Annotated in this window: 18 protein-coding genes; 9 read left to right on the forward strand and 9 right to left on the reverse strand. The window is 41.4% G+C overall.

Going from position 1 to position 21,148, the window contains the following annotated elements; translation table 11 throughout:
* Positions 1–334: 334 nt before the first annotated feature.
* On the forward strand, positions 335–802 hold the full coding sequence (locus tag O9332_RS15360) for a CYTH domain-containing protein (protein WP_002758447.1): 468 nt from the start codon (positions 335–337) through the stop codon (positions 800–802).
* Positions 803–826: 24 nt separating this feature from the next.
* Here the strand turns inward: O9332_RS15360 and nusB are convergent, their stop codons facing one another.
* The 8 genes from nusB to O9332_RS15400 form a co-directional block, all read right to left on the reverse strand.
* Positions 827–1,480, reverse strand: a complete 654-nt coding sequence (gene nusB, locus O9332_RS15365; protein WP_002758446.1) for a transcription antitermination factor NusB — start codon at positions 1,478–1,480, stop codon at positions 827–829.
* A gap of 137 nt (positions 1,481–1,617) precedes the next feature.
* On the reverse strand, positions 1,618–3,081 hold the full coding sequence (locus O9332_RS15370; RefSeq protein WP_002758445.1) for a DNA phosphorothioation system restriction enzyme: 1,464 nt from the start codon (positions 3,079–3,081) through the stop codon (positions 1,618–1,620).
* Positions 3,082–3,447: 366 nt separating this feature from the next.
* Positions 3,448–4,035: a protoporphyrinogen oxidase HemJ gene (gene hemJ / locus O9332_RS15375; protein WP_002747974.1), complete on the reverse strand. Its 588-nt coding sequence runs from the start codon at positions 4,033–4,035 to the stop codon at positions 3,448–3,450.
* Positions 4,036–4,091: 56 nt separating this feature from the next.
* Complete coding sequence (locus tag O9332_RS15380) at positions 4,092–5,330, reverse strand: RNA-guided endonuclease InsQ/TnpB family protein (protein WP_002758430.1); 1,239 nt, start codon at positions 5,328–5,330, stop codon at positions 4,092–4,094.
* The gene (locus O9332_RS15385; RefSeq protein WP_002758429.1) at positions 5,296–5,895 is read right to left on the reverse strand and encodes an IS607 family transposase; all 600 of its coding nucleotides are present in this window, start codon (positions 5,893–5,895) and stop codon (positions 5,296–5,298) included. Before O9332_RS15385 ends, O9332_RS15380 begins: the two co-directional genes overlap by 35 nt.
* A gap of 751 nt (positions 5,896–6,646) precedes the next feature.
* Entirely contained in the window at positions 6,647–7,597 is a 951-nt protein-coding gene (locus O9332_RS15390) for a hypothetical protein (RefSeq protein ID WP_288026286.1), read from the reverse strand.
* Positions 7,598–7,604: 7 nt separating this feature from the next.
* Positions 7,605–8,969 (reverse strand): UDP-N-acetylmuramoyl-tripeptide--D-alanyl-D-alanine ligase, encoded by a 1,365-nt coding sequence (locus O9332_RS15395; RefSeq protein WP_287972132.1) that lies wholly within the window; start codon positions 8,967–8,969, stop codon positions 7,605–7,607.
* A gap of 38 nt (positions 8,970–9,007) precedes the next feature.
* Positions 9,008–10,294, reverse strand: coding sequence for an RNA-guided endonuclease InsQ/TnpB family protein (locus O9332_RS15400; RefSeq protein WP_288026288.1), 1,287 nt, complete (start codon positions 10,292–10,294; stop codon positions 9,008–9,010).
* A 494-nt stretch (positions 10,295–10,788) separates the two neighbouring features.
* Between O9332_RS15400 and O9332_RS15405 the strand changes: the two genes are divergently transcribed.
* The 6 genes from O9332_RS15405 to O9332_RS15430 all read left to right on the forward strand — a co-directional run bounded on the left by O9332_RS15405 (position 10,789) and on the right by O9332_RS15430 (position 17,795).
* Positions 10,789–12,057 carry a Sll1247 family protein gene (locus tag O9332_RS15405; protein ID WP_288026290.1) on the forward strand — a complete coding sequence of 423 codons (1,269 nt, stop codon included), beginning with the start codon at positions 10,789–10,791 and terminating at the stop codon, positions 12,055–12,057.
* 337 nt (positions 12,058–12,394) lie between these two features.
* A complete protein-coding gene (gene purD, locus O9332_RS15410; protein ID WP_149987473.1) occupies positions 12,395–13,660 on the forward strand; it encodes a phosphoribosylamine--glycine ligase in 1,266 nt (421 codons plus the stop codon).
* 188 nt (positions 13,661–13,848) lie between these two features.
* Positions 13,849–13,971, forward strand: coding sequence for a hypothetical protein (locus tag O9332_RS15415; protein ID WP_287694622.1), 123 nt, complete (start codon positions 13,849–13,851; stop codon positions 13,969–13,971).
* A 42-nt stretch (positions 13,972–14,013) separates the two neighbouring features.
* Positions 14,014–15,240 (forward strand): glycosyltransferase family 4 protein, encoded by a 1,227-nt coding sequence (locus O9332_RS15420; RefSeq protein ID WP_288026293.1) that lies wholly within the window; start codon positions 14,014–14,016, stop codon positions 15,238–15,240.
* A gap of 160 nt (positions 15,241–15,400) precedes the next feature.
* Positions 15,401–16,957: a CPBP family intramembrane glutamic endopeptidase gene (locus O9332_RS15425; RefSeq protein WP_288026295.1), complete on the forward strand. Its 1,557-nt coding sequence runs from the start codon at positions 15,401–15,403 to the stop codon at positions 16,955–16,957.
* A gap of 85 nt (positions 16,958–17,042) precedes the next feature.
* Positions 17,043–17,795, forward strand: coding sequence for a Uma2 family endonuclease (locus O9332_RS15430; RefSeq protein ID WP_149987476.1), 753 nt, complete (start codon positions 17,043–17,045; stop codon positions 17,793–17,795).
* Positions 17,796–17,805: 10 nt separating this feature from the next.
* On the opposite strand, the gene sufR is transcribed toward O9332_RS15430, so the two are convergent.
* Complete coding sequence (gene sufR, locus O9332_RS15435) at positions 17,806–18,444, reverse strand: iron-sulfur cluster biosynthesis transcriptional regulator SufR (RefSeq protein ID WP_012265479.1); 639 nt, start codon at positions 18,442–18,444, stop codon at positions 17,806–17,808.
* A 223-nt stretch (positions 18,445–18,667) separates the two neighbouring features.
* On the opposite strand from sufR, the gene sufB reads away from it, so the two are divergent.
* Complete coding sequence (sufB, locus tag O9332_RS15440; RefSeq protein WP_149987489.1) at positions 18,668–20,110, forward strand: Fe-S cluster assembly protein SufB; 1,443 nt, start codon at positions 18,668–18,670, stop codon at positions 20,108–20,110.
* A 156-nt stretch (positions 20,111–20,266) separates the two neighbouring features.
* A complete protein-coding gene (gene sufC, locus O9332_RS15445; RefSeq protein ID WP_002758412.1) occupies positions 20,267–21,037 on the forward strand; it encodes a Fe-S cluster assembly ATPase SufC in 771 nt (256 codons plus the stop codon).
* Positions 21,038–21,148: the final 111 nt, after the last annotated feature.

A 21,148-nucleotide genomic window follows, 5' to 3' on the forward strand; every position in this document is an offset into this window, starting at 1 on the left:
TAGGGTTGGCTGAATAAATCTAAAAACCTTGTTGGATAAGACTTTTAGACTTTTTTGACCTCAAAAAGTGCCAGCCATTGGAGGGATCGGGGCGAAAATTCCTGGACTTTTTCCCTGAAAATTAGGTAATTGACCGTCTGAAAATGGGTAAAACCCTACACCCCACACCCCACACCCCACACCCTGCCCCCACGAAAAACTTTTTCAGCAGACCCTAAGTAGCTGGTTATAATTAAATTAAAAATGGATTTTAGGTTCGATCCCCCCTGCCCCCCTTAATAAGGGGGGTGCCGATAGGCGGGGGGAGCTAAAAGTTTTTAATGCCTACCTACTTATGTCTGTTGAAATTGAACGGAAGTTTCTGGTTAAAGGGGATTCTTGGCGATCGCTTGCGACTGGCAAGTTGTATCGTCAGGGATATATTCCTACCCAAGATGGATTGACAACTGTGCGAGTTCGTGTGGTTGGAGAGCGGGGTTATTTAACCATTAAAGGCAAGACTGAGGGCATTAGTCGTCAGGAATTCGAGTATGTAATTCCCCTAGAAGATGCGGCGCTCATGTTAGAAAACCTCTGTAAGAAACCTTTAATTGAAAAGATTCGTCATCGCATTTCTCTGGATAATTTAACTTGGGAAGTTGATGAATTTTGGGGGGATAATCAAGGTTTGATTATGGCTGAAATTGAGTTAGAACAAGAGGATCAAGTCATTACTATTCCCGATTGGATCGGCGAAGAAGTCACGGGAGATGAGCGATACTACAATATCAATTTACAGAAATTTCCCTATAAAATGTGGTGATTGTAGTATTAATTTACTCCCAGTTTAACTCTGGGTAGATAGGGCTTTTTCTGTTTCGTTTAGCTTATTCGTTACCCGTCGGAGAACGCCATTAATAAAGCGATAACCTTCATCATCAGAATAACGTTTGGCTAATTCGATCGCCTCATTGATTGCTACTTTTTGAGGTATATCCAGATAGAGCATTTCTGCCACGGCAATTTGCAGGATATCCCGATCGATTCTTGGTAAACGATGTAGTTGCCAATCCACTAAAGCACCGGTTAATTCCTGTTCGATTTCCGCACGACGACGATAGACTGTACCGATTAATTCTAGGGCATATTCCCGCACTTCGTACTGACTAGATAACTGGACAATTTCGGGAAAATCTATCACGGTTCCTAAACGATTAATGGCATTGTGGGTAAGAGAAATTGCTTCTTTTACCATGGTTTGGGCGCTTTTTAGATTTGTTGCCTTAGTATCACTAGCGAGAATCCGTTCATTACCACGACTAATTTCAGCGGCAGCGGTTTCTAAGGTTTCTTGAATTTCGACGGTTAAGGTTCTAACTGCAACTAAAATTAAATCGTTTAAAGTTTGCTGTTCTAGGTTTTCAGGATTGCCTTTAATCTGACTTAAACTCAAAAGGGCAAGTTCTCGAGCAATGCGACGGGGTTGTTGACGGGGAGGCATAGAAATTTAGAAGGAGAGGAAAGAGAATTATACAACTTTATCGATCGCTATCCGGTTGGGTTAATTTTTCTCGGCGATCAATTCTTGACTAACATCTATTTTAGCATAAAAGCTGCCAAGATTTAACTTTTCAAGTTTTAATTAGACAAAAGACAATATCTATCTTGAATCTCCCCTAATTTAGTCTCAGCTTCTTGAGCATTAATGGCTAATTGGGCAAACTCTAGAAAGCGTTTTAATTCCTTGCGTAATAAATTCCTTTCTACTTCCCAGGTTTCTCGATCTAAGGTGGGTGGCATAACGATCATATCAAATAAAGTGGCCTGTTTTTTATCGGGATGGGGGCGCAATATTCGCCCGCGACGCTGAATAAATTGTCGAGGATTACCACTACTAGCCAGAATGACTGCGTTTTGAATTGATGGCAGATCTACTCCCTCATCTAAACATCTAATTGCCACTAATCCTTGCAGATAACCCTCCTCAAATTGTTGGCGAATTTTTTCTCGTTCTTCTAGGGAAGTTTCTGCGGTGTAGATAGCAACTCGATAACCTAATTGATTGCCTAACAAATGAGTAACTGCCTCTACCTGACGACGATAATTAGCAGTGTAATTTTCCAGATAACCATCCCCACAATAAAACAAAGTATGATCCGTATCTAAACGCTCTTGCATCAGTTGTTGTAAAGCCTGTAATTTATTACTTGCTGAACCAACTAATCGCGATCTTTGCATTAACAAAGCGGTGAGGTTTTCATTACCATTTAAATTACTATTTTTCTGCAAAGTCCAGCCGATTCTTTGGGTTAATTTTGCGTATAATAAAGCCTCATTATCGGTTAATTCAACCAATACTGGATAATAAAAATAACTGACTAAAGCTCCTTTTCTAATAGCATCACCTAGGGTAAATTCTGGTTGTAGAATTTGTCCAAAATATTCAAGAATAGCGTCGGTTCCTTCCTGATCAAAATATCTTTCAGGAGTGGCAGATAAAGCCAATCTTAGACCTAAAGAACGGGGTAATAATTCTTCTAATCGGGGGGAACCTAAATTATGGGCTTCATCACCAACGATTAAAGTTTTATCGGGAAAAAATTTTATTTGTGATTGAAACCCCTCGCTAATAAAAGTTGAGTTAGTAGTTAAAATAGTGACAAATTTTTGATTACCCGCTTGCACATTATATAATTCTGTGGATAGTTGACTTTGCCATGTATGGACACTTTCGTAGGCTAAAATCGGTTTAAGATTAAATTTTTCCGCTTCTCGTTGCCATTGATTGACTAGGTGACGATAGGGGCAAATTACTAATAATACTTGCAGTTCTATCGCTTCGTAAAGTTCCATGGCAATAGCTAAAGCAGTAATAGTTTTACCGCTGCCGGTGGCCATTTTTAAAGTTCCTCGTCCCCGATTACGAAACCAACTGATAATCGCTGTATTTTGGTAGTCTCTCAATTCTAAATTGGGAGGAATTCTAGGAATACCAGAGGGATTAACTCGATAGAATCCTCGCAATTCAGCAACTTGTCTGAGCTTGCGGGAATTAAGAAAATCTCTAGTTATTTTTTCCCAATCTATCCAGCAACTATTCATAGAACCTCTTGGAAAAATCAAAAATTGTTGTTAGGGTTAGGAGTCAGGATTCGGTCGTCAGGATTCGGTCGTCAGGAGATTGTTTTTATTTAGGGTTTGCTGTTCGCAAGAGGTTTATACTAAATCCTGTTTAAAAGGTATAGGGGAGCAGCGGAGCGCCGGAGCAGGGAGAAACAATCCATAGCTTGGGAGTTCATCACACTATTAAAAATAGTTTTTGTATAAGCTCAAAAATAGCAAAAAGCCAAAAAGCTAAAAGCTAAACGTTGCTGCCTATACAATTGGGATGGACTAAAAAGACCATCCCACAGCTGTCAAACCACTCTTAACTGTTATCCTAGAAACCTAGGGAATGATTGAGATAATTTACCTGGTCGCTACTTCTTCTTTTTGGGGAGTATTTTGCCGAAGTTTTTCTTGATCTTTGCGACGTTTTTTAGCATAAAGTTGGATTGTCACCGCCATTAATACCACTAAAGCTACAATTAACCAAGTGGTCAAATCGAGGGGTAATTGATTTTTAAATACTGCCAAAAGGACAATAACTACCAATAACAGGGTTGGTGCTTCATTTAAGGCCCGAAATTGCTGTCCCGTCCAATTACATTCCCCTTTTTCTAGCTTTTTCATGATGCGACCACAGTAGAAATGATAGAGCAGTAAAAGAGCCACAAAGGATAATTTAATATGTAACCATCCCGATTTTAAAATTTCTGGTTCTGTGGAGATTAAACCGATCGCCATGGCCACGGTGACAATCATCCCAGGTGTGGTAATGATATTGTAGAGTCGCTTCTCCATGATCTCGTATTGCGCTTTCAGAATAGCTTGTGCGGGTTCGGTTTGTGTTGCTGCCTCCGCATGATAGACAAACAAACGTACCAAATAAAATAGTCCCGCAAACCAAACAACTACCCCAATCAGGTGAAATGCTTTAAACCAATAGTAAGCCATAGTCTATATTGTGATGTGAGTCCCGAATTAATTAGTCTAAGAGTTATCCATAGTTACTAATTCTGTACGCAAACGTCGCACTTTGAATCAGCTTTGTACGCTTTGACCCGTACAGGGCTAACTACAAGCCTCTCTATCGGATTCTTGCTAAATGCAACCTCTCCGACTACCTTTCTCCCTATATTTAATGAACCATTAATATCTGCTCCATAGAGATAACCTGACGAACTTCTAAACAATCCTCTTTTAACTCTCTTGCCCAAATATTTTTCTTGTTTGCCAATTGGTTCCAAATCTAAGAAACTACATTTAGACGTATAGCTTTCATTAGTCGTAATGACTTTTATTCCGACTAAAATTGCCTTGTAAGTTAGTTGTTCAATAAATCTTGAGTGAGGAATATTCACAAATGACTGATTATTTCTATCCCCAATATTAAGGTTTTGTTTCCAGCCTTGATTCTGACCAATAACTAAAAGGTTAATTTGATGAGCTAGTAATTTATCAATAATAGATCTACTAGCGGTGTGGAGGTAATAATCCACCTGGCAATTACGCTTTAAAGTTAAACCTTGTATTCTTTTACTGGTCTTCTGTAAACTGGGTAATTCCGATTTGAGTTTAGCTAGTGTCTTGTTGTATTTTTGATTGCATGATTTTAACGCTTTCCCACATAGTAAAGTTGGCTTAAATTCGGGAATATTAGAGGTGACAGCTGCTAGGTTATTTAATCCTAAATCAACAAAAGCATATCTTTCTCCCTCCTGACTTGGTGGGGATGGTTGTTCATAGACAATCTCTAGATAATAAGCGCCCGATTTAGGAATAATTCTGACCTCTAAGACTTCTTTTAAATTGGTTTTAAACTCTAAATTAGTTCCTGAGAGTTTGATTAAACCCTGCTTCAAGGCTTTTTTAGAGATGGCTTGATAGTTATAAGTTAAAACGTTTCTACCTTTTTTCTTATCTTTATAGCGTGGTAATTTCGGCTCTCCTGTAAATTTATTAGGCGATTTTTTGAATTGTTCTTCTGCTTTTTGATAGGATTTAAAAGTTTTTTCTACTTGCTTTAATACTAACTGGCTTACTTTAGCTGGTAACGCTTGATAATCTGCGCTTGTTTTCAAAGCATGGTGTAACTCAGTCATGGTTAGAAATGGCTGATGTGAAAAGAAAGCTTGACGGTTTAAATAGACAGCACAGTTATAGAGATTCTTTGATAAAAATGCCAACTTATCAAATGCTAAATAATTCTTTTTATTAAATTTGATTAGATGTCTTTGAACTAATTTCATGCTCTTCCTCCAAGCACTTAATTAAACATTCAGTTTTTCTTGTTCTTTGTCTTATCGAATACAGTCGAGCGCAAAATGAAGTGATTATGCTGACAAAATCTGGCATTAAATCATCTTTTCTTTCCTCGGCTAAATTGACTACTTCTATGTGTCGGTTTGTTTGGGCTAAAAGAACTTTTAAATAATTAAACCCTACTCTACTCAATCGGTCTTTATGTTCTACGACAATCAAGTTATAATCAGTTTGTTCTAGAAGTTTTAATAATAGCTTTCTCTGGTCATTAACCCCACTTCCTACTTCTTTAACTACTCTGACAATTTGATAGCCTTTCGCCGTACAATAAGCCTCTAATCTTTTCGCCTGAGTCTCCAAGTTAGATTTATTTTCTGAACTAGAAACTCTTGCATAAATAGCAACTTTATTTTCACGCACTGAACGGTCATCTTCAAAAATAATAATTGTTCCTGTGGGAAGACGTTCTCCTTGTAACTGCCCTCGATTCCACATCCTCCAAGCAGTGTCATAACTGATCCCCTTTTTCTTGGCATAATCTGATAGTTTCATTTGAACTGTAAGGTAAACTTGCACTAACCACAGTAGCAGTCGTTTGCTGTTATTTGCGTATATTTTTGACAAAACTTTACAATACTTTCCCAGACTATCCCTATACAAAAGTTTAGACGGAAAATAGGGGTTGCGGGTTAGGGAGCAGGGAGAGGGATGTGGGGTGTGGGGTGTGGGGTGTAGGGTGTGGGGTGTGGGGAGCTTTTTCAGTAAACAATAAACTAAAAACTCACATCTGATAACTGATAACTGATAACTGATAACTGATAACTGTCTCCTAACCCAATGTTGGACAAAGATAAGCAAAAATTATTGATTAACTCCAAAAACTTGAGAATATTTAAATTAACATTCCGCAATATTTACAAATTCTTAAGAATTAATTGAGAAAGATTTTTATTTAACAACGATGTTATGATGGTTACAGCGATTTTATGGAATTTCATAATGGCTTTTTCTGTGCTTTTTTGGGCAGCAACGGTTGAAACCCTTGCCACACCTAGAAGGTCATCCTAATTAAGACAGGTAAATGAGTCAATTTCACCCACAACGATGATCTTTTTTTTGTGTAGTTTTATTGCAAAAAAAAAGTTTTTTTGACAAAAAGCACAAAGTATGATGCGGCCTAGCGGATTTCTAGCTGCGAGTAGTTATTGGAGAGAAGGGAGCAGGGAAGTGGGGAGTGGGGAGAGAAAGTTCGAGCATTTGTACTAAAAATTCCAATACGCAGTTTAAATTCAGTACAGATTAGCTAATTATCTAAGAGCAAAGGTCGCAGAAAACCGCCATAATTCTCGTCATCTGTACCGATAAAGACTTCTACTTCACCTCTAGGAGATTCTCTGGTAGTCACCGCTTCCACTTTGGAGCCGTCGATTTCTGCAATTTTTTGGGGATTAGGGGCAAGAATTAGGCTATTATCGGCTGTAACTTGACCAATACGGTAAACAGCACTTCTAAACACTCCCGCATTATCTGGCTCGTCAGCGGAAGCTATGTAGATATTACCTTGCTTATCTACGGCTAAATCGGAGATGAGGCGAATATTTTTACCACTACCAAAAGGACTCCGAAAAGTTACCGACTGAAATTCCCCGAATTTTAAGGGATTGAACGAGATATCCGTCCAGCGAATTTTTGTACTCTCTTGACTATCGGCCCGTTCTGCGTAGATAAATAGATAACGATCGCCTTGCCGACTAACAGCGATCGCCTCTACATTTTCCACCGCCATCGGCCAATTTATTTGCTCAACTATCTTGACTTTTTGCTGGTTGTATGCTATTAAAAATAGTCTTTGAAAAGGTTTTTTCTCGCCACTTTCAGCCAACAAAAATAAATTAGTTTCAGGAATAGAAGTAATACTTTCGAGATCGTTACTCAATCCCTCTGGATTTGGCCAATCTACCCTTAAAACCTGCCATAATAGCGGTTTTTCCTCTGTAGGTAGTTGTAAAAGACTCAGCCTTGGTTGAGATGGATCACTGTTTTTGCCCTTATTTTTGGCATCGTGAACCCCTAGAAAAATATCCGCTTCTACCCAAGCTAAACCACTGAGATCCGGGAGATAAGTCTCCAGTCGTCTCGATTGTTGGGCAAAAGAGACTTGCACGGCCGAAAAAAAGAAAACTAGCCCTAAAATACCCGAAAAAAGAGTTTTTAGTAGGTCATTCTTCCTAAAAAATGCTCTATTATCTAACATATATCTCCTAACTCCTAATATCACTGATTAACTCCTCCACCACGCGATTTAAACCGACGGAATGGGAAGCTTTACATAAAATGCGATCGCCAGAATCGATCACGTCCTTCAAACGATTAATTAAATCTATATGAGTTTGAAAACATTCGCAAGCGACCCCAGTAGCGGACTCAGCAATAAATTTAGCTTCTGGGTCATCTACCAAGACAAACAAGCGATCTATACCTAGTTTTTGCACCCTCTCACCCACTTGGCGATGTAATTGCTCCGAAAAAGACCCTAACTCCTTCATCGTGCCTAAAACAGCAATATGACGCTGACCGGGAGTAGCTTTCAGTAAATCCAAGGCCGCTAACATTGATTCTAGACCCGCGTTATAGGTTTCATCGAGGAGTAGGATATCTGGCTCTAATTGGTAACGTTTGGCCCGACCACTGGGTAAATTAACCTTAATTCCCTCTTGCAAAGAAGTCCAATCGATGCCTAAAATTTTCGCTACGGCCAAGGCCGCCATAAAATTTAAAGCATGATGACGACCGGATAAAGGTAAGTTAAAATCTAGTCCATTTACTCGTAAAGTAGTTAAATCCAGTAATTCCCCGACTATATCGCCGCCAGAGAAGCCATAGGTAATTGTTTCCCCCTGCCATACCCGTTTAGCTGTTTCGGTAAGTAAAGGGTGATCGTAGTTAAGAACAGCTATACTACTAGAAGGAGACTCGGCCAATAACTCACCCTTGGCCTCTGCGATCGCTGCTTCCGACCCTAAACGACCGATGTGAGCGGTTCCCACATTAGTAATCACTGCGATCGTCGGTTGGGCGATTTGAGCGAGCAGGGCAATTTCTCCCCGTCCCCGCATTCCCATCTCGATTACGGCACTATCGTGAGTTTCATCCAGTTCGAGGAGAGTTTTCGGCACTCCGATCTCATTGTTATAATTAGCTAGGGTTTTATGTACCTTTCCCCGGGTTGCTAATACCGAAGCGATTAATTCTTTAGTCGTGGTTTTCCCCACCGATCCTGTAATAGCAATCACGGGTATAGTAAATTGATTCCGCCACCAATGGGCTAATTGCTGATAGGTTTCTAGGGTATTCTGGACCAGGAATACAGGAATATTACTAGAGTAATTTACCGAAACTGGCTGATCGACAATCAATGTCGCCGCTCCTTTTTCGATAGCCATATCGATAAAATCATGACCATTAAAATTATCACCTTTTAAGGCCAAAAATGCTTGCCCTGACTCAATACTACGGCTATCAGTATTAATGCCAGATACTAAACTATCGGGACTAAAACTTATGTCACCATTATCTTGTAAGGACAATAATTGAGCTAGTTGATTGAGGGATAAATGAAAGGCCATAGACAATAAAAATACTTAGGATTAACATACTCCCACCGTCAAGCTACGCTGTGACGGGGGATTCTTTCCACATCGCTGTTAGAAATTCCTTGTTCAACGAGACAACTTAGATTCTCAATGTCTCCACTGAAAATCCAGAGGTCGGACTCTCCCAAGGCGTTTGGGTCGGTTTCTGTTTGCCCAACAGTACCGTTGAGATGATTTCCCAAATATTGTAACCCTTTTTTAAGAATATTTATTGCTGCATTATGATCCCTATCTAAGATTGTTTTACAGTTAGGACATTGATGAGTTCTAGTGCTTAATGTTTTTTGAACTCTCGTCCCACAAACTGAACAATCTTGAGTCGTGAAATGGGGAGGAACAGCAACACAAACAATCCGATAAATCTTGGCAAAATAATTCAACCATTCGGTGAATTGATACCAAGAAGCATCAGAAATCGACTTAGACAGCTTACGGTTTTTGACTAAGTTTCTTACCTTTAAAGCTTCATAGACTACCAGATCATTAGACTGGACTAACGCCAAAGCGTCTTTAATTGCTTTGTCTTTACGTTGTCTTGATACTTTCAGGTGAAGCCTAGCTACTTTTATCCGTTGCTTATGATAGTTTTTAGACTGTTTCTTTCCTTTACGGAATTTCTTAGATAATCGTCGTTGTGCTTTTTGAAGTCGTTTTTCTGACTTTCTTAAATAACGTGGATTCTCTACAGTATTACCTTGAGCATCGGTATAAAATTCCTTTAACCCTAAGTCAATTCCTGTTATTTGTCCCGTCGGTTTATGGTATTCTTGCCGTTCTACGTCAATCAGAAACTGGCAATAATAACCGTCAGCACGTCTAACAACTCTTACCCGTTTAATCTGTTGCTCTGAATAATAAACTAATGTCTTTTGACTACACCATAAATCAAATTCTCCTGCTTTAAAGCCATCGGTAAATCTGATTTTACGTCGATTATCAGATAGTTTGTAGCCCGTTAGTTTATACTCAACCGAACGGCTATGCTTTTTGAACCGAGGAAAACCCTTTTTCCCAAGTATCTTAGCATGACAATTCTGGTAAAACCTAGTAATTGATTGCCAGGCTCTATCAGCAGCCGATTGACGAGCTTGAGAGTTTAATTTATTAACCCAAGGGGTCTCTTTATTATTAGCTAGTACCGCACAAAGTTTTTGGAGATCATTGCGGGTTGTTCCTTTATTTTCTATCCAATAACGAACACAAGAGTTACGCACAAACTGAGAAGTTTTGATAGCTTCATCAAGCTGGTGATATTGCTCTGGGGTTCCGTTTTTTAGCTTTGCTTCTACGACTAGCATCTAACAATCCACGACCATTGGTTAAATTAATTATAACACAGTTTACCTACAGATGGTAGAATTAAACCGATGCTCCGCGGTTGATATTCTGGTCGGATTTCATCCCCCGCAAAGGTGAGTATCTTGTCGAAAAATGTAGCGGGGGCATTCATCCGACATTTTAGGTAAATTCCGAATTATCTAGAAGATGGATTTAGGTTTAAATGTGACTTAGATCACATACAATCGGGGTTTCCTTTCGCTAACTTAATTAGCAGGGTACGCTGCCTAAATTTTTAGTAATCTGGGCATAGTCCGCAAGCTTGGCCGGGTAAGCCAAGGGGAATTTTCCCAAACTTGCCAAGCTAAAAGGGATCGACTCGATCAGTACAATGACCCAAAATAGGGGCATCCTCAGAAGGGAGCATCTACTATCTAATCACAATTGACCCCTTTATGGTCATAGCCCTAAAATCCATCCGCTTACTGATTTAGGAGGGCTGAATCAAATAACCATGGCTAGTCTAAACACTGGACAAAGACAAACAAGAGACGAAGAACAGCTACTATACGATTATTGGCTCGACCGCGCCAGGACCGATTCCCCCGAGCAATTAATCGAGAATTTTCGTCGTCTGTTTATCGAAGGTGGCGGTTATCAAGAAGCTCCTATTTATTTAGCCCTAGAGCGTCTTGTCAAGGCCAAAGATCCCGAAATTCGTTTTTATCATTTCTTTAACCGCTGCTGTCATATTTTAATGAATCGATGGCAAACGCAGCCCGCCCATCAGCCAGCAATTCCCGAATTGGTATCGCTGCTGGAAAATTTGCCCTCCCCACCTCCCGGACATTACAGCAGCCCCAATAATTTGCGCCATCTGGTCAAAAATTTTACCCTCTCGGATGACTACGTTAGGATGCAGCGTCTGGCGAGAATTATTAGCGGCCAATACAGCGAAAAAACCGCCGCTTCCCTAGGAACCCTGATTAATCGTTATCCCTATCTCTATGATTACTATTTACTCGGTGATGACAGTCCCCGAGAACAGCGACAAACCGTTAGACGTATTAAGGTGAAAACCGAGAGCCGTTTCGAGGTAAATCTCTCTCGTTATGTCACCTATCAGGTACGTTTGGCACAGGCGGCCCATAGCCCAAAAATCAGGGAAGAAGCGGGGAGAATCATTCAACCAGTAGAAAATCCCACCCTGCTCAATGATAAGGAACTAAATCGCGCCCTCAAGCATTATCTGGGGACGGTAGCAGGAAATTATACTTATAAGGAGCTTTCGCAAAATTTTCTGGCGAATACAGTTTATAGCCCTACCTATAAAGATTTTAAAAATGACCTCTACGATTATCTGATTACCTCCTTAGACTACGGCAAGGGGCAATTTAACAAAAAACTCGACGATGTCCTGCAAAATACTCTACCCCACTGCGATCAACAAAAACCGAGTGAATTTCTCAGGCTGCGTACTTCTAGCCAACTGTTAAATTATCTGGTGGTGGAAAGCGGGCAAAAACCCGATCATTACATTTTTATGGATATGATCACCAATATGGGGGTAACTCGGACTGTGGGGTTATTGCTCAAGTTGATTTTGATCTGTCCCCAGGCAAAACCCCACTTAGATAAACGTTTTGCGATTCTATTTAACCACTACGAGAGTTATTCTTGCGATCAAGTGCCTTGGTTGGTTAAATCCCTAGAAAATCTGCAAGTAGCTTTTAGTATTCATTTCGGTCAAGCTGATTTGTCCTGTCTCCGTCAAATCCAGTGATCAGCTGTTCGCTATCTAAATTACTTGTTAAGACTGTCTATGAGAGGAGAAGGGGGGAAGTGGGGAAGGGGGGAAGTGGGGAAGTGGGGAAGTGGGGAAGTGGGGTGTGGGGTGTGGGGTGTGGGGTGTGGGGAGAATAAATAAAATAATCTCCTATCTCCTGACTCCTATCTCCTGACTCCTATCTCCTATCTCCTGACTCCTGACTCCTGACTCCTGAATCCTGAATCCTGAATCCGTCAAATCGATTAAAAAGTTAAGTAATCTCAACTTCTAGCCAATGGTGACCCGGAGCTAGGGGATAATTAAACCATCGTCATTTAGGCTGCGTTTATCCGTGAAAATTATCGTTATCGGCAGTGGTGGTCGAGAACACGCCTTGGCTTGGAAACTGCTGCAATCGCCCGAAGTAGAACAAGTGTTCTGCATTCCAGGTAATGGGGGAACGGCAATTTTACCTCAATGTGAAAATATCCCCATAGCAATGGAGGATTTTGCCGAAATTAGCCGCTTTGTCCGAGAAAATTGCGTCGATCTGGTGGTTGTCGGGCCAGAATATCCCCTCTCCCTCGGCATTACCGATCATCTTCTCGGCCAAGAAATTGCCGTTTTTGGTCCCACACAAACCGGGGCCTTAATTGAATCGAGCAAATCCTGGGCAAAAGAATTAATGAGCGAAGCAGCAGTTATCACCGCCGTCTCGGAAACCTTTACCGATGCAGAATTAGCAAAAACTTATATCCGAGAGCAAGGAGCGCCAATTGTGGTGAAAGCTGACGGATTAGCCGCAGGAAAAGGGGTAATTGTCGCCGAAACCGTAGATACGGCCCTAGAAGCGATCGATGATCTTTTTACCAGTGGCTTTACTAAAGTCGTGGTGGAAGAATTCCTAGAGGGAGAAGAAGTGTCTATCCTCACCCTCACCGATGGGATCAGTTTTCGTTCCCTGCTACCCGCCCAAGATCACAAGCGGATCGGTGAAGGCGATACTGGCAAAAATACCGGCGGTATGGGAGTTTATGCCCCCGCACCCATAGCCACCGCCGCCATTATCGAAGCGGTAAACCGAGACATCCTCGCCCCCATCGTCGCCACCCTACAAAAACGCGGCATTGACTATCGGGGAGTCCTCTACGCCGGTTTAATGATTTCCCCCGCCGGAGAGCCAAAAGTTCTCGAATTTAACTGTCGTTTTGGCGATCCCGAAACCCAAGCAGTTTTACCCCTACTGGAAACTCCCCTCGCACCCCTACTGCTGGCTTGCGCTCAACAAAAATTAACTGATTTCCCCTCTTTACAATGGCGATCCGGCAGTGCCGTTTGTGTGGTGGCCGCGTCTGCTGGTTATCCCGACCACTACGAAAAAGGCCAGTTAATCACTGGAATTAAGGCAGCTGAAACCGCGGGAGCGATCGTTTTCCACGCCGGCACGGTTTTAAAACACGGCGATATCTTCACCGATGGCGGCCGCGTCTTGGGTGTCACGGCTATGGGAGCTAATTTTAATCAGGCGATCGAACTTGCCTATCAATCGGTGAAAAGGATACACTTTGAGGGCATCTATTACCGTCGTGATATCGGCCACCGGGTAAGGGAAAAATAAGGGTCAGTATTGGGAGCATCTCACCTTTGTAACCCCTAAATCAGGTTTTATGTCAAGCTATTTTGAAAGCCTTGCTAGAAACCAGTTTTAGGGACAAGTATAATTACTCACTTGCATAAATGAGATGCTCCCTCAGTATTTAGGCAGGGGTAAAAGGGGGAATAGTTAGGGGTTTTGAGGATTAATTTATGAGCCAATTTCCCTTTTTTTCCGAATCTCTCACCGCTAATCCTCACCTGATGCCAAACCTCTTTCTAGGGTCATCCCTGACAAAAGCGCATCTGATTTGTCAAAAAACCAGTAACTATTGATAAAATCATGAAACTGAATCGCCCAACCAAATTGCCATCCCTATGCGAATTTTGCTCTATTCTTATAACTATTATCCCGAACCGATCGGCATCGCTCCCCTGATGACGGAATTAGCGGAAGGATTGGTTAAAAGAGGTCATCAAGTCAGGGTTTTAACCGCTTTTCCTTGGTATCCTAATAGTGAAATCGATCCCGAATACCGCGGAAAAATCTATCTAGAAGAAGAACGAAATGGTGTTAAAATTCAACGTTCCTACGTCTGGGCGCGTCCCCAAAGAAGTTTAAAAAATCGAATTTTCTTTGAATTGAGCTTTGTTTTTTTGAGTTTCTTTCAGGCTCTCAAGGGTGAAAAACCCGATCTAATTTTCTTAACTGTCCCCGGATTACCCGTTTGCGTTCCCGCCGCTTTATTGAGTAAATTATATGGGGTGCCGATTATTCTAAATTTACAGGATATTCTGCCCGATGCGGCAGTTCATGTGGGATTATTAACTAATCAGAAAATGATTAAGGTTTTTAGTAGTCTCGAAAAATTTGCCTATCAAACTGCCAGCAAAATCTCGGTTATTGCCGATGGTTTTACCAAAAACCTTATAACTAAAAATGTGCCGAGTCAGAAAATTATTGAAATTCCTAATTGGGTGGATGTAAGCTTTATTAAACCTCTGCCGAAAAACAATAATTATTTTCGCCAAGAAAATCATCTTGAGGGCAAATTTGTTGTTTTATATTCTGGCAATATTGCCCTAACCCAACCCCTAGAAACCCTGATCGATGCTGCAGTTTACTTAGTTGACATCCTTGAGATTAAAGTGGTAATTGTTGGTAAAAAAGAAGCCCTCGATCGCCTAGAAAAGTATCGCCAACAACAGGGGGCCAGTAATGTGCTTTTATTACCCTTTCAACCCCGGGAAAAATTACCAGAAATGTTAGCAGCCGCCGATGTGGGTATGGTGATGCAAAAACATAACGTTATTTCCTTTAATATGCCGTCCAAAATTCAGCTATTATTAGCTAGTGGTCGTGCTATTATTGCTTCTGTTCCCGCCGATGGAACCGCCGCTAGGGCGATCGAGCGTAGTGGTGGTGGTTTGGTGGTTACTCCTGAAGATCCAGAGGCATTAGCTACGGCTATTTTAAAATTATACAAAAACCCAGATTTAGCAACTATACTAGGAGAAAAAGGACGACAATACGCAGAGGAAAATTATGCCTTTGAAAAGACTTTGGATCAATACGAAAAGCTTTTTTCTCAAGTAGTTAGTTAATAATTAGGGTATAGGGATTAGGGATAGGGAAATGGGGAAATGGGGGAATTTCAACTAAAACCCTAAAACCCTAAAACCCTAAAACCCTAAAACCCCAACACCTATTACCCAACCTCCATCACCCCATCACCTAACCCCTAACTCCCACTTAACTATTTTCATGTTCGATAATTTCTCAAAAAAACTCCCCTGGCAAAGTCTCAAACAAGCGATCGCTTTTTTCTTAACAATTATTGCTTTAACTCCAGTGGTTACGGCTTTAATTTCTAGTGTTAATCAGCCCCAAATCCAATCGAATATTCAACTATATCAAACCAATCTCAATCTACACGCCACGACTCTAAGCAGCGATGCTGATCCTAATAGTGAGGAATTTGCTAATCTTAAATTAATTCAAACTTCCCTGATCGGTGAAGATACTTATAACACTGCCGAGGAACAGTATTTATCAGCCCAGAAAAGTGCCAAAAAAACAATCACCGAACTAGAAAAATCAGCAGTTAATCCCGAACAAAAAAAATCCCTTGAGCGCGACATCAATTCCTTAAAAGATTTAGAACTGAAATTAAGTCTCATTCAAGCTAGTCAAGGTGACTTGGATTCGGCACGGAAAATCTGGCAAGAGATCAAGGAAAAATCAGCATTTGAGAACTATAAACCTGCTGTTTTAAAAAATGCGCTGCTGTTAGAGGGATTATACAGTGAACCCCCCCAAATTGCTGCCGATGCTGAAGCGAGAATCGAGCGCAATTTTCAAGGATGGTTTCGTTATACCATTCTGGAAAAATTATATAGTCTCGAAAATCGTCAAGAGGATTTACTCGCTTTAGAGGAAGAACAGAGTGAAGTGGCGGCTAATGCGTTAATTAAACTAATTTTAGTGGCTTTGTTGCCTCTTATCGGCGGTTTAATCGGTGTTTTGCTGTTGATCTTTTTATTATTGCAGTGGCTGCTCCGTAAACAGCGAGCGCTGCTCTTTTTAGATGATAGTCTCGCTTGGCAAACTAAGTGGGGAGGAGAAACCCTCTGGTGGGGAATAATTATCGGTTTCTTTTTCGTCGGAGAAATTGTTTTACCGGTAATTTTCGGGATTTTATCGAGTTCCTTGAGTCTCAACCCCGAACAATTTAACCTAGAAGCTAAAGCAATATACGTTGTAGTTAGTTATTTAGCCTTAACAGTGAGCAGTTTATCGGTTTTATACCTAGCGATCAAGCCTTTTCGCCCTTTACCTCCCGATTGGTTTCGTTTTAATCTTTTTAGTCCTTGGCTTCTCTGGGGATTGGCCGGCTATTTCGTCGCTTTACCCCTCGTTATTATCGTTTCTTTGCTCAATCAACTAATTTGGCAAGGACAAGGGGGCAGTAACCCGCTGCTGACTTTAGCCCTAGAATCCCAGAATACCTTCGCTTTAGTCTGTTTTGCCTTTACTGCTTCCCTTGCCGCTCCTTTTTTCGAGGAAATTGTCTTTCGCGGCTTTTTACTAGCTTCTTTGACTCGTTATCTGCCTGTTTGGGGTGCAATTGCGCTTAGTAGTTTGATTTTCGCCCTTGCTCACCAAAATTTGTCAGAAGTGCTGCCTTTAACCGTCCTAGGTTGTGTTCTTGGCTTTGTTTACACCCGCTCGAAAAATTTATTATCCTCAATGTTGGTTCATAGTCTCTGGAATGGTGGCACCCTGTTAAGTTTATTTTTATTAGGCAGCGGTGCAGGTTAGGTGAAGTCTCTGGTTTTCGGGGTAGCCTAGAGATGATGACAAATACCGTCTAATTAATTATCAACCTATCTCTGTTGGATAAACCATGACTATCGCTCAAAGCTTACCCCTAGTCGAGTCTCATGTAAACCCTGAGATAATCTTCCCAGAAGGCCAATTTTGGAGTGATGAACCCCCTTTGGAAAGTAACCTACATCTACAACAAATTATTTTATTAATTCAGTGTTTAGAATGGTGGTGGCGCGAGCGAGAAGATTATTTTGCCGCCGGCAATTTAACCATTTATTACAGTCCTAACCAGAAAAAGTCAGAATTCTTTCGTGGTCCCGATTTTTTCGTCGTTTTGGGGACAAATCCCAATCCCAACCGCAGAAGTTGGGTAATTTGGCGAGAAGAGGGCAAATATCCCAATTTAATTGTGGAAATTCTCTCCGATAGTACCGCCAAAGTTGACCGAGAGGAGAAAAAACAAATTTATCAAGATATATTTCGCACTCCCGATTATTTTTGGTTTGACCCAGAAAGCTTAGAATTTCAAGGATTTACCCTAATTAGCGGTCAATATCAACCGATTGCCCCCAATCCGCAGGGATGGCTCTGGAGTCAACAATTAGGCTTATATTTGGGTTTATCTGCCAATAAATTGCGCTATTTTACCCCCGAAGGGGAATTAGTACCCACTCCCGCAGAAGCGGCACAACAAGCAGAAAATCGGGTTTTAGAGGTAGAAAATCGGGTTTTAGAGGCAGAAACCCAAGTTGAACAGGAAAGGCAGAAATCCGCAAAATTAGCGGCTAAACTGCGGGAATTGGGCATAAATCCCGATGAAAATCTCTAATCTTTCTCTGTCATCCCTTGCACTTAATTAGATAACCACATCGTTGCTCACCTTGGTTGATCCAGTGAGTCCGTTCGATCGTACAATCGGGAAGCAGCATCGCAAACATTTCTAATTCATGGCCACAGATACTGGGATAAGAACCAGCCACCTCAGCAATAGCGCAATGATGCTCGGCCAGGACATAACTATTTTCTGCTTCCAGTGCCACTAATTCTGCCATATAACCCTCCTCTTGGCGAATTTCCAGCAATTTTCTCATTCTTTCCCCTAAAGACCCCTTCCCGAGGCGCAATTGATATTCTGCCGCTTTGCGTTGCCACTGTTTTTTGAGAATTTCCCCCACCTGTTGCTCTCCCACCGTCTCCACGAGAGTATTGAGGAAAGAAACGGCGAAATTATCGTAATTATGGGGAAAACGGCCACGACCTTGACGACTGAGACGATAAATGTGCTGAGGCCGTCCTATCTTATTTTGTACGGCAAAATATTCTATCAGTCCTTCCTCCTCCAAATCCTTAAGATGGCGGCGCGTCGCTTGCGGACTAATACTTAACTCCTCAGCCAAGTCTTGGGCGGTAGATTGACCGTTTTTGAGCAAATATTGCAGAATATCGTCTTTCGTCGAGGCGGGTTGAGTCGTGGTCATGATACCAAAAACAGAGGCTTTAGCGTACAATTGCGGAGAGTCAAGAAGCGGCCAATTACCCCTACAGAGTAACCTGAATAACAGAGGTTTACCAGCATCCTCTGAAATTTTCCGTGACTTTGACAACAGCTTTGTTGTTAATCTATTATATAATCAATTTAAACAACAAGAAAGTTGTTTAACTGCCTCCCCTGCCTACCGCGTAGAGAGAACACTAACCCCCATGAGTGCAACCACCGTTAAAAACCTCGTTAACCAACCCTACAAGTACGGTTTCATCACCGATATCGAATCGGAAACCATCCCCCGCGGTTTAAATGAGGAGATTATTCGCCTAATTTCGGCGAAAAAGAAGGAGCCGGAATTCATGCTCGATTTTCGTCTCCGGGCCTATCATCAATGGCAAAAGATGACCGAACCCAGTTGGCCGCACGTTTCCTATCCTGCCATTGATTATCAAAATATTATCTACTACTCCGCACCCAAACAGAAAAAAGAAAAACTCAACAGTCTTGAAGAAGTTGACCCCACTTTAATCGAAACCTTTGAAAAATTAGGCATTCCCCTTTCGGAACAAAAACGCCTTTCTAACGTGGCCGTGGATGCTATCTTTGATAGCGTTTCTATCGCCACAACTTTTAAAGAAAAACTAGCAGAACAGGGGGTTATTTTCTGTTCTATTTCGGAAGCTTTACAGGAACATCCCGAATTAGTGCAGAAATATCTCGGTACTGTGGTTCCCGTGGGTGATAATTATTTTGCCGCTCTTAATTCTGCCGTTTTTAGCGATGGTTCCTTTGTTTTTATACCCAAAGGTGTCGTCTGTCCTATGGAATTGTCCACCTATTTTCGGATTAATAACGGTGAGACGGGACAATTTGAAAGAACTTTAATTGTCGCTGAGGAAGGGGCATCGGTAAGTTATTTAGAAGGTTGCACCGCTCCGATGTACGATAGTAATCAACTTCATGCCGCCGTCGTGGAATTAGTCGCCCTCGATAATGCGGATATTAAATATTCGACGGTACAAAATTGGTACGCTGGCGATGCCAATGGTAAGGGAGGTATTTACAATTTCGTCACTAAACGGGGTCTGTGTAAAGGAGTTAATTCTAAGATTTCTTGGACGCAGGTGGAAACTGGTTCGGCAATTACTTGGAAGTATCCCAGTTGTGTCTTAGTCGGCGATAATTCCGTCGGGGAATTCTACTCAATTGCCCTAACTAATAACAAACAACAGGCCGATACAGGTACGAAAATGATTCACATTGGCCGCAACACCAAGAGTACGATTATTTCTAAGGGAATTTCTGCGGGTAACTCCCAAAATAGTTATCGCGGGTTAGTGAAAATGGGACCGAAAGCCAAAGGAGCAAGAAATTACTCCCAGTGTGATTCTATGCTGATTGGAGATAATGCCGAAGCTAACACTTTTCCCTATATTCAGGTGGATAACAACAGTGCTAAAGTAGAACACGAAGCTTCTACTTCTAAAATCGGTGAAGACCAATTATTCTACTTCGCACAACGGGGTATTTCCGAAGAAGATGCTGTCTCTATGTTAGTCAGTGGTTTCTGTAAGGATGTCCTCAGTAAATTACCGATGGAATTCGCCGCCGAAGCTGATAAACTCCTCAGTCTCAAGCTAGAAGGAACCGTCGGATAATCAGTAAAGTAGGGTGGGTTAGGCGATAGCCGTAACCCACCAAAAGCTAAGTTAGGCGATAGCCGTAACCCACCAAAAGCTAAGACAATTTATCCATCAATTGATGATTCGCCGTCAACCACCAAAACTAATATTTTTGTTCTAGAAAAACATCTCATGAGTGAAGTAATTTTATCGGTAAAAAATCTAACCGCTAGTATTGATGGAAACCAGATTCTTAAAGGAGTTAACCTCGAAATTAAAGCAGGTGAAACCCACGCAATTATGGGGCGCAATGGCTCAGGAAAAAGCACCTTTTCCAAAGTAATCGCTGGACATCCCGATTATGAAGTAACTGGGGGAGAAATAATTTATAAAGGCGAAAACCTTTTAGAAAAAGAACCCGATGAACGAGCGCTTATGGGTATCTTTCTCGCATTCCAATATCCCCTAGAAATCCCCGGCGTTAGTAACCTCGATTTTCTTCGCGTTGCCTATAATGCCCGACAAAAATATTTAGGTTCGGAAGAATTAGATAGTTTTGACTTTGAGGAATTAGTCGAGAAAAAACTAGAAGTTGTCCAGATGAATCCTAGCTTTCTTGGCAGAAGTTTAAACGAAGGTTTCTCCGGTGGCGAGAAAAAACGTAATGAAATCCTCCAAATGGCTTTATTAGAACCCACTTTAGGAATTCTCGATGAAATTGACTCTGGTTTAGACATCGATGCTTTGCGAATTGTTGCCCAGGGAGTCAATCAATTAGCTACTCCCGATAACGCTTTTTTACTTATCACTCACTATCAGCGTCTGCTCAACTACATTGAACCCGATGTTATTCATGTTATGTACGATGGGCGCATTGTCACCAGTGGCGGTAAAGAATTAGCCCTCGAATTAGAAAGAACTGGCTACGATTTCCTCGACGAACAATTATTAGCCGTTAAGTAATCTAGCTATCAGTTATCAGTTATCAGTTATCAGTTATCAGTTATCAGGAGATGGCTTTTATTTATTCTTCCTACACCCCACACCCTACACCCCACACCCCACACCCCACAC

Origin of the sequence: Microcystis sp. LE19-10.1B (genome assembly GCF_027530565.1) — a bacterium.
Classification (GTDB): domain Bacteria; phylum Cyanobacteriota; class Cyanobacteriia; order Cyanobacteriales; family Microcystaceae; genus Microcystis; species Microcystis aeruginosa.

Excerpts from the sequence above, each read along its gene's own strand:
- O9332_RS15405 (WP_288026290.1), top strand. The coding sequence starts at position 10,789 with ATGGCTAGTCTAAACACTGGACAAAGACAAACAAGAGACGAAGAACAG.
- O9332_RS15370 (WP_002758445.1), bottom strand. The coding sequence starts at position 3,081 with ATGAATAGTTGCTGGATAGATTGGGAAAAAATAACTAGAGATTTTCTT.
- O9332_RS15430 (WP_149987476.1), top strand. The coding sequence starts at position 17,043 with ATGACTATCGCTCAAAGCTTACCCCTAGTCGAGTCTCATGTAAACCCT.
- hemJ (WP_002747974.1), bottom strand. The coding sequence starts at position 4,035 with ATGGCTTACTATTGGTTTAAAGCATTTCACCTGATTGGGGTAGTTGTT.
- O9332_RS15385 (WP_002758429.1), bottom strand. The coding sequence starts at position 5,895 with ATGAAACTATCAGATTATGCCAAGAAAAAGGGGATCAGTTATGACACT.
- sufR (WP_012265479.1), bottom strand. The coding sequence starts at position 18,444 with ATGACCACGACTCAACCCGCCTCGACGAAAGACGATATTCTGCAATAT.
- nusB (WP_002758446.1), bottom strand. The coding sequence starts at position 1,480 with ATGCCTCCCCGTCAACAACCCCGTCGCATTGCTCGAGAACTTGCCCTT.
- sufB (WP_149987489.1), top strand. The coding sequence starts at position 18,668 with ATGAGTGCAACCACCGTTAAAAACCTCGTTAACCAACCCTACAAGTAC.
- sufC (WP_002758412.1), top strand. The coding sequence starts at position 20,267 with ATGAGTGAAGTAATTTTATCGGTAAAAAATCTAACCGCTAGTATTGAT.
- O9332_RS15400 (WP_288026288.1), bottom strand. The coding sequence starts at position 10,294 with ATGCTAGTCGTAGAAGCAAAGCTAAAAAACGGAACCCCAGAGCAATAT.
- O9332_RS15420 (WP_288026293.1), top strand. The coding sequence starts at position 14,014 with ATGCGAATTTTGCTCTATTCTTATAACTATTATCCCGAACCGATCGGC.
- O9332_RS15360 (WP_002758447.1), top strand. The coding sequence starts at position 335 with ATGTCTGTTGAAATTGAACGGAAGTTTCTGGTTAAAGGGGATTCTTGG.
- O9332_RS15380 (WP_002758430.1), bottom strand. The coding sequence starts at position 5,330 with ATGAAATTAGTTCAAAGACATCTAATCAAATTTAATAAAAAGAATTAT.
- O9332_RS15395 (WP_287972132.1), bottom strand. The coding sequence starts at position 8,969 with ATGGCCTTTCATTTATCCCTCAATCAACTAGCTCAATTATTGTCCTTA.
- O9332_RS15415 (WP_287694622.1), top strand. The coding sequence starts at position 13,849 with ATGAGCCAATTTCCCTTTTTTTCCGAATCTCTCACCGCTAATCCTCAC.
- O9332_RS15425 (WP_288026295.1), top strand. The coding sequence starts at position 15,401 with ATGTTCGATAATTTCTCAAAAAAACTCCCCTGGCAAAGTCTCAAACAA.
- O9332_RS15390 (WP_288026286.1), bottom strand. The coding sequence starts at position 7,597 with ATGTTAGATAATAGAGCATTTTTTAGGAAGAATGACCTACTAAAAACT.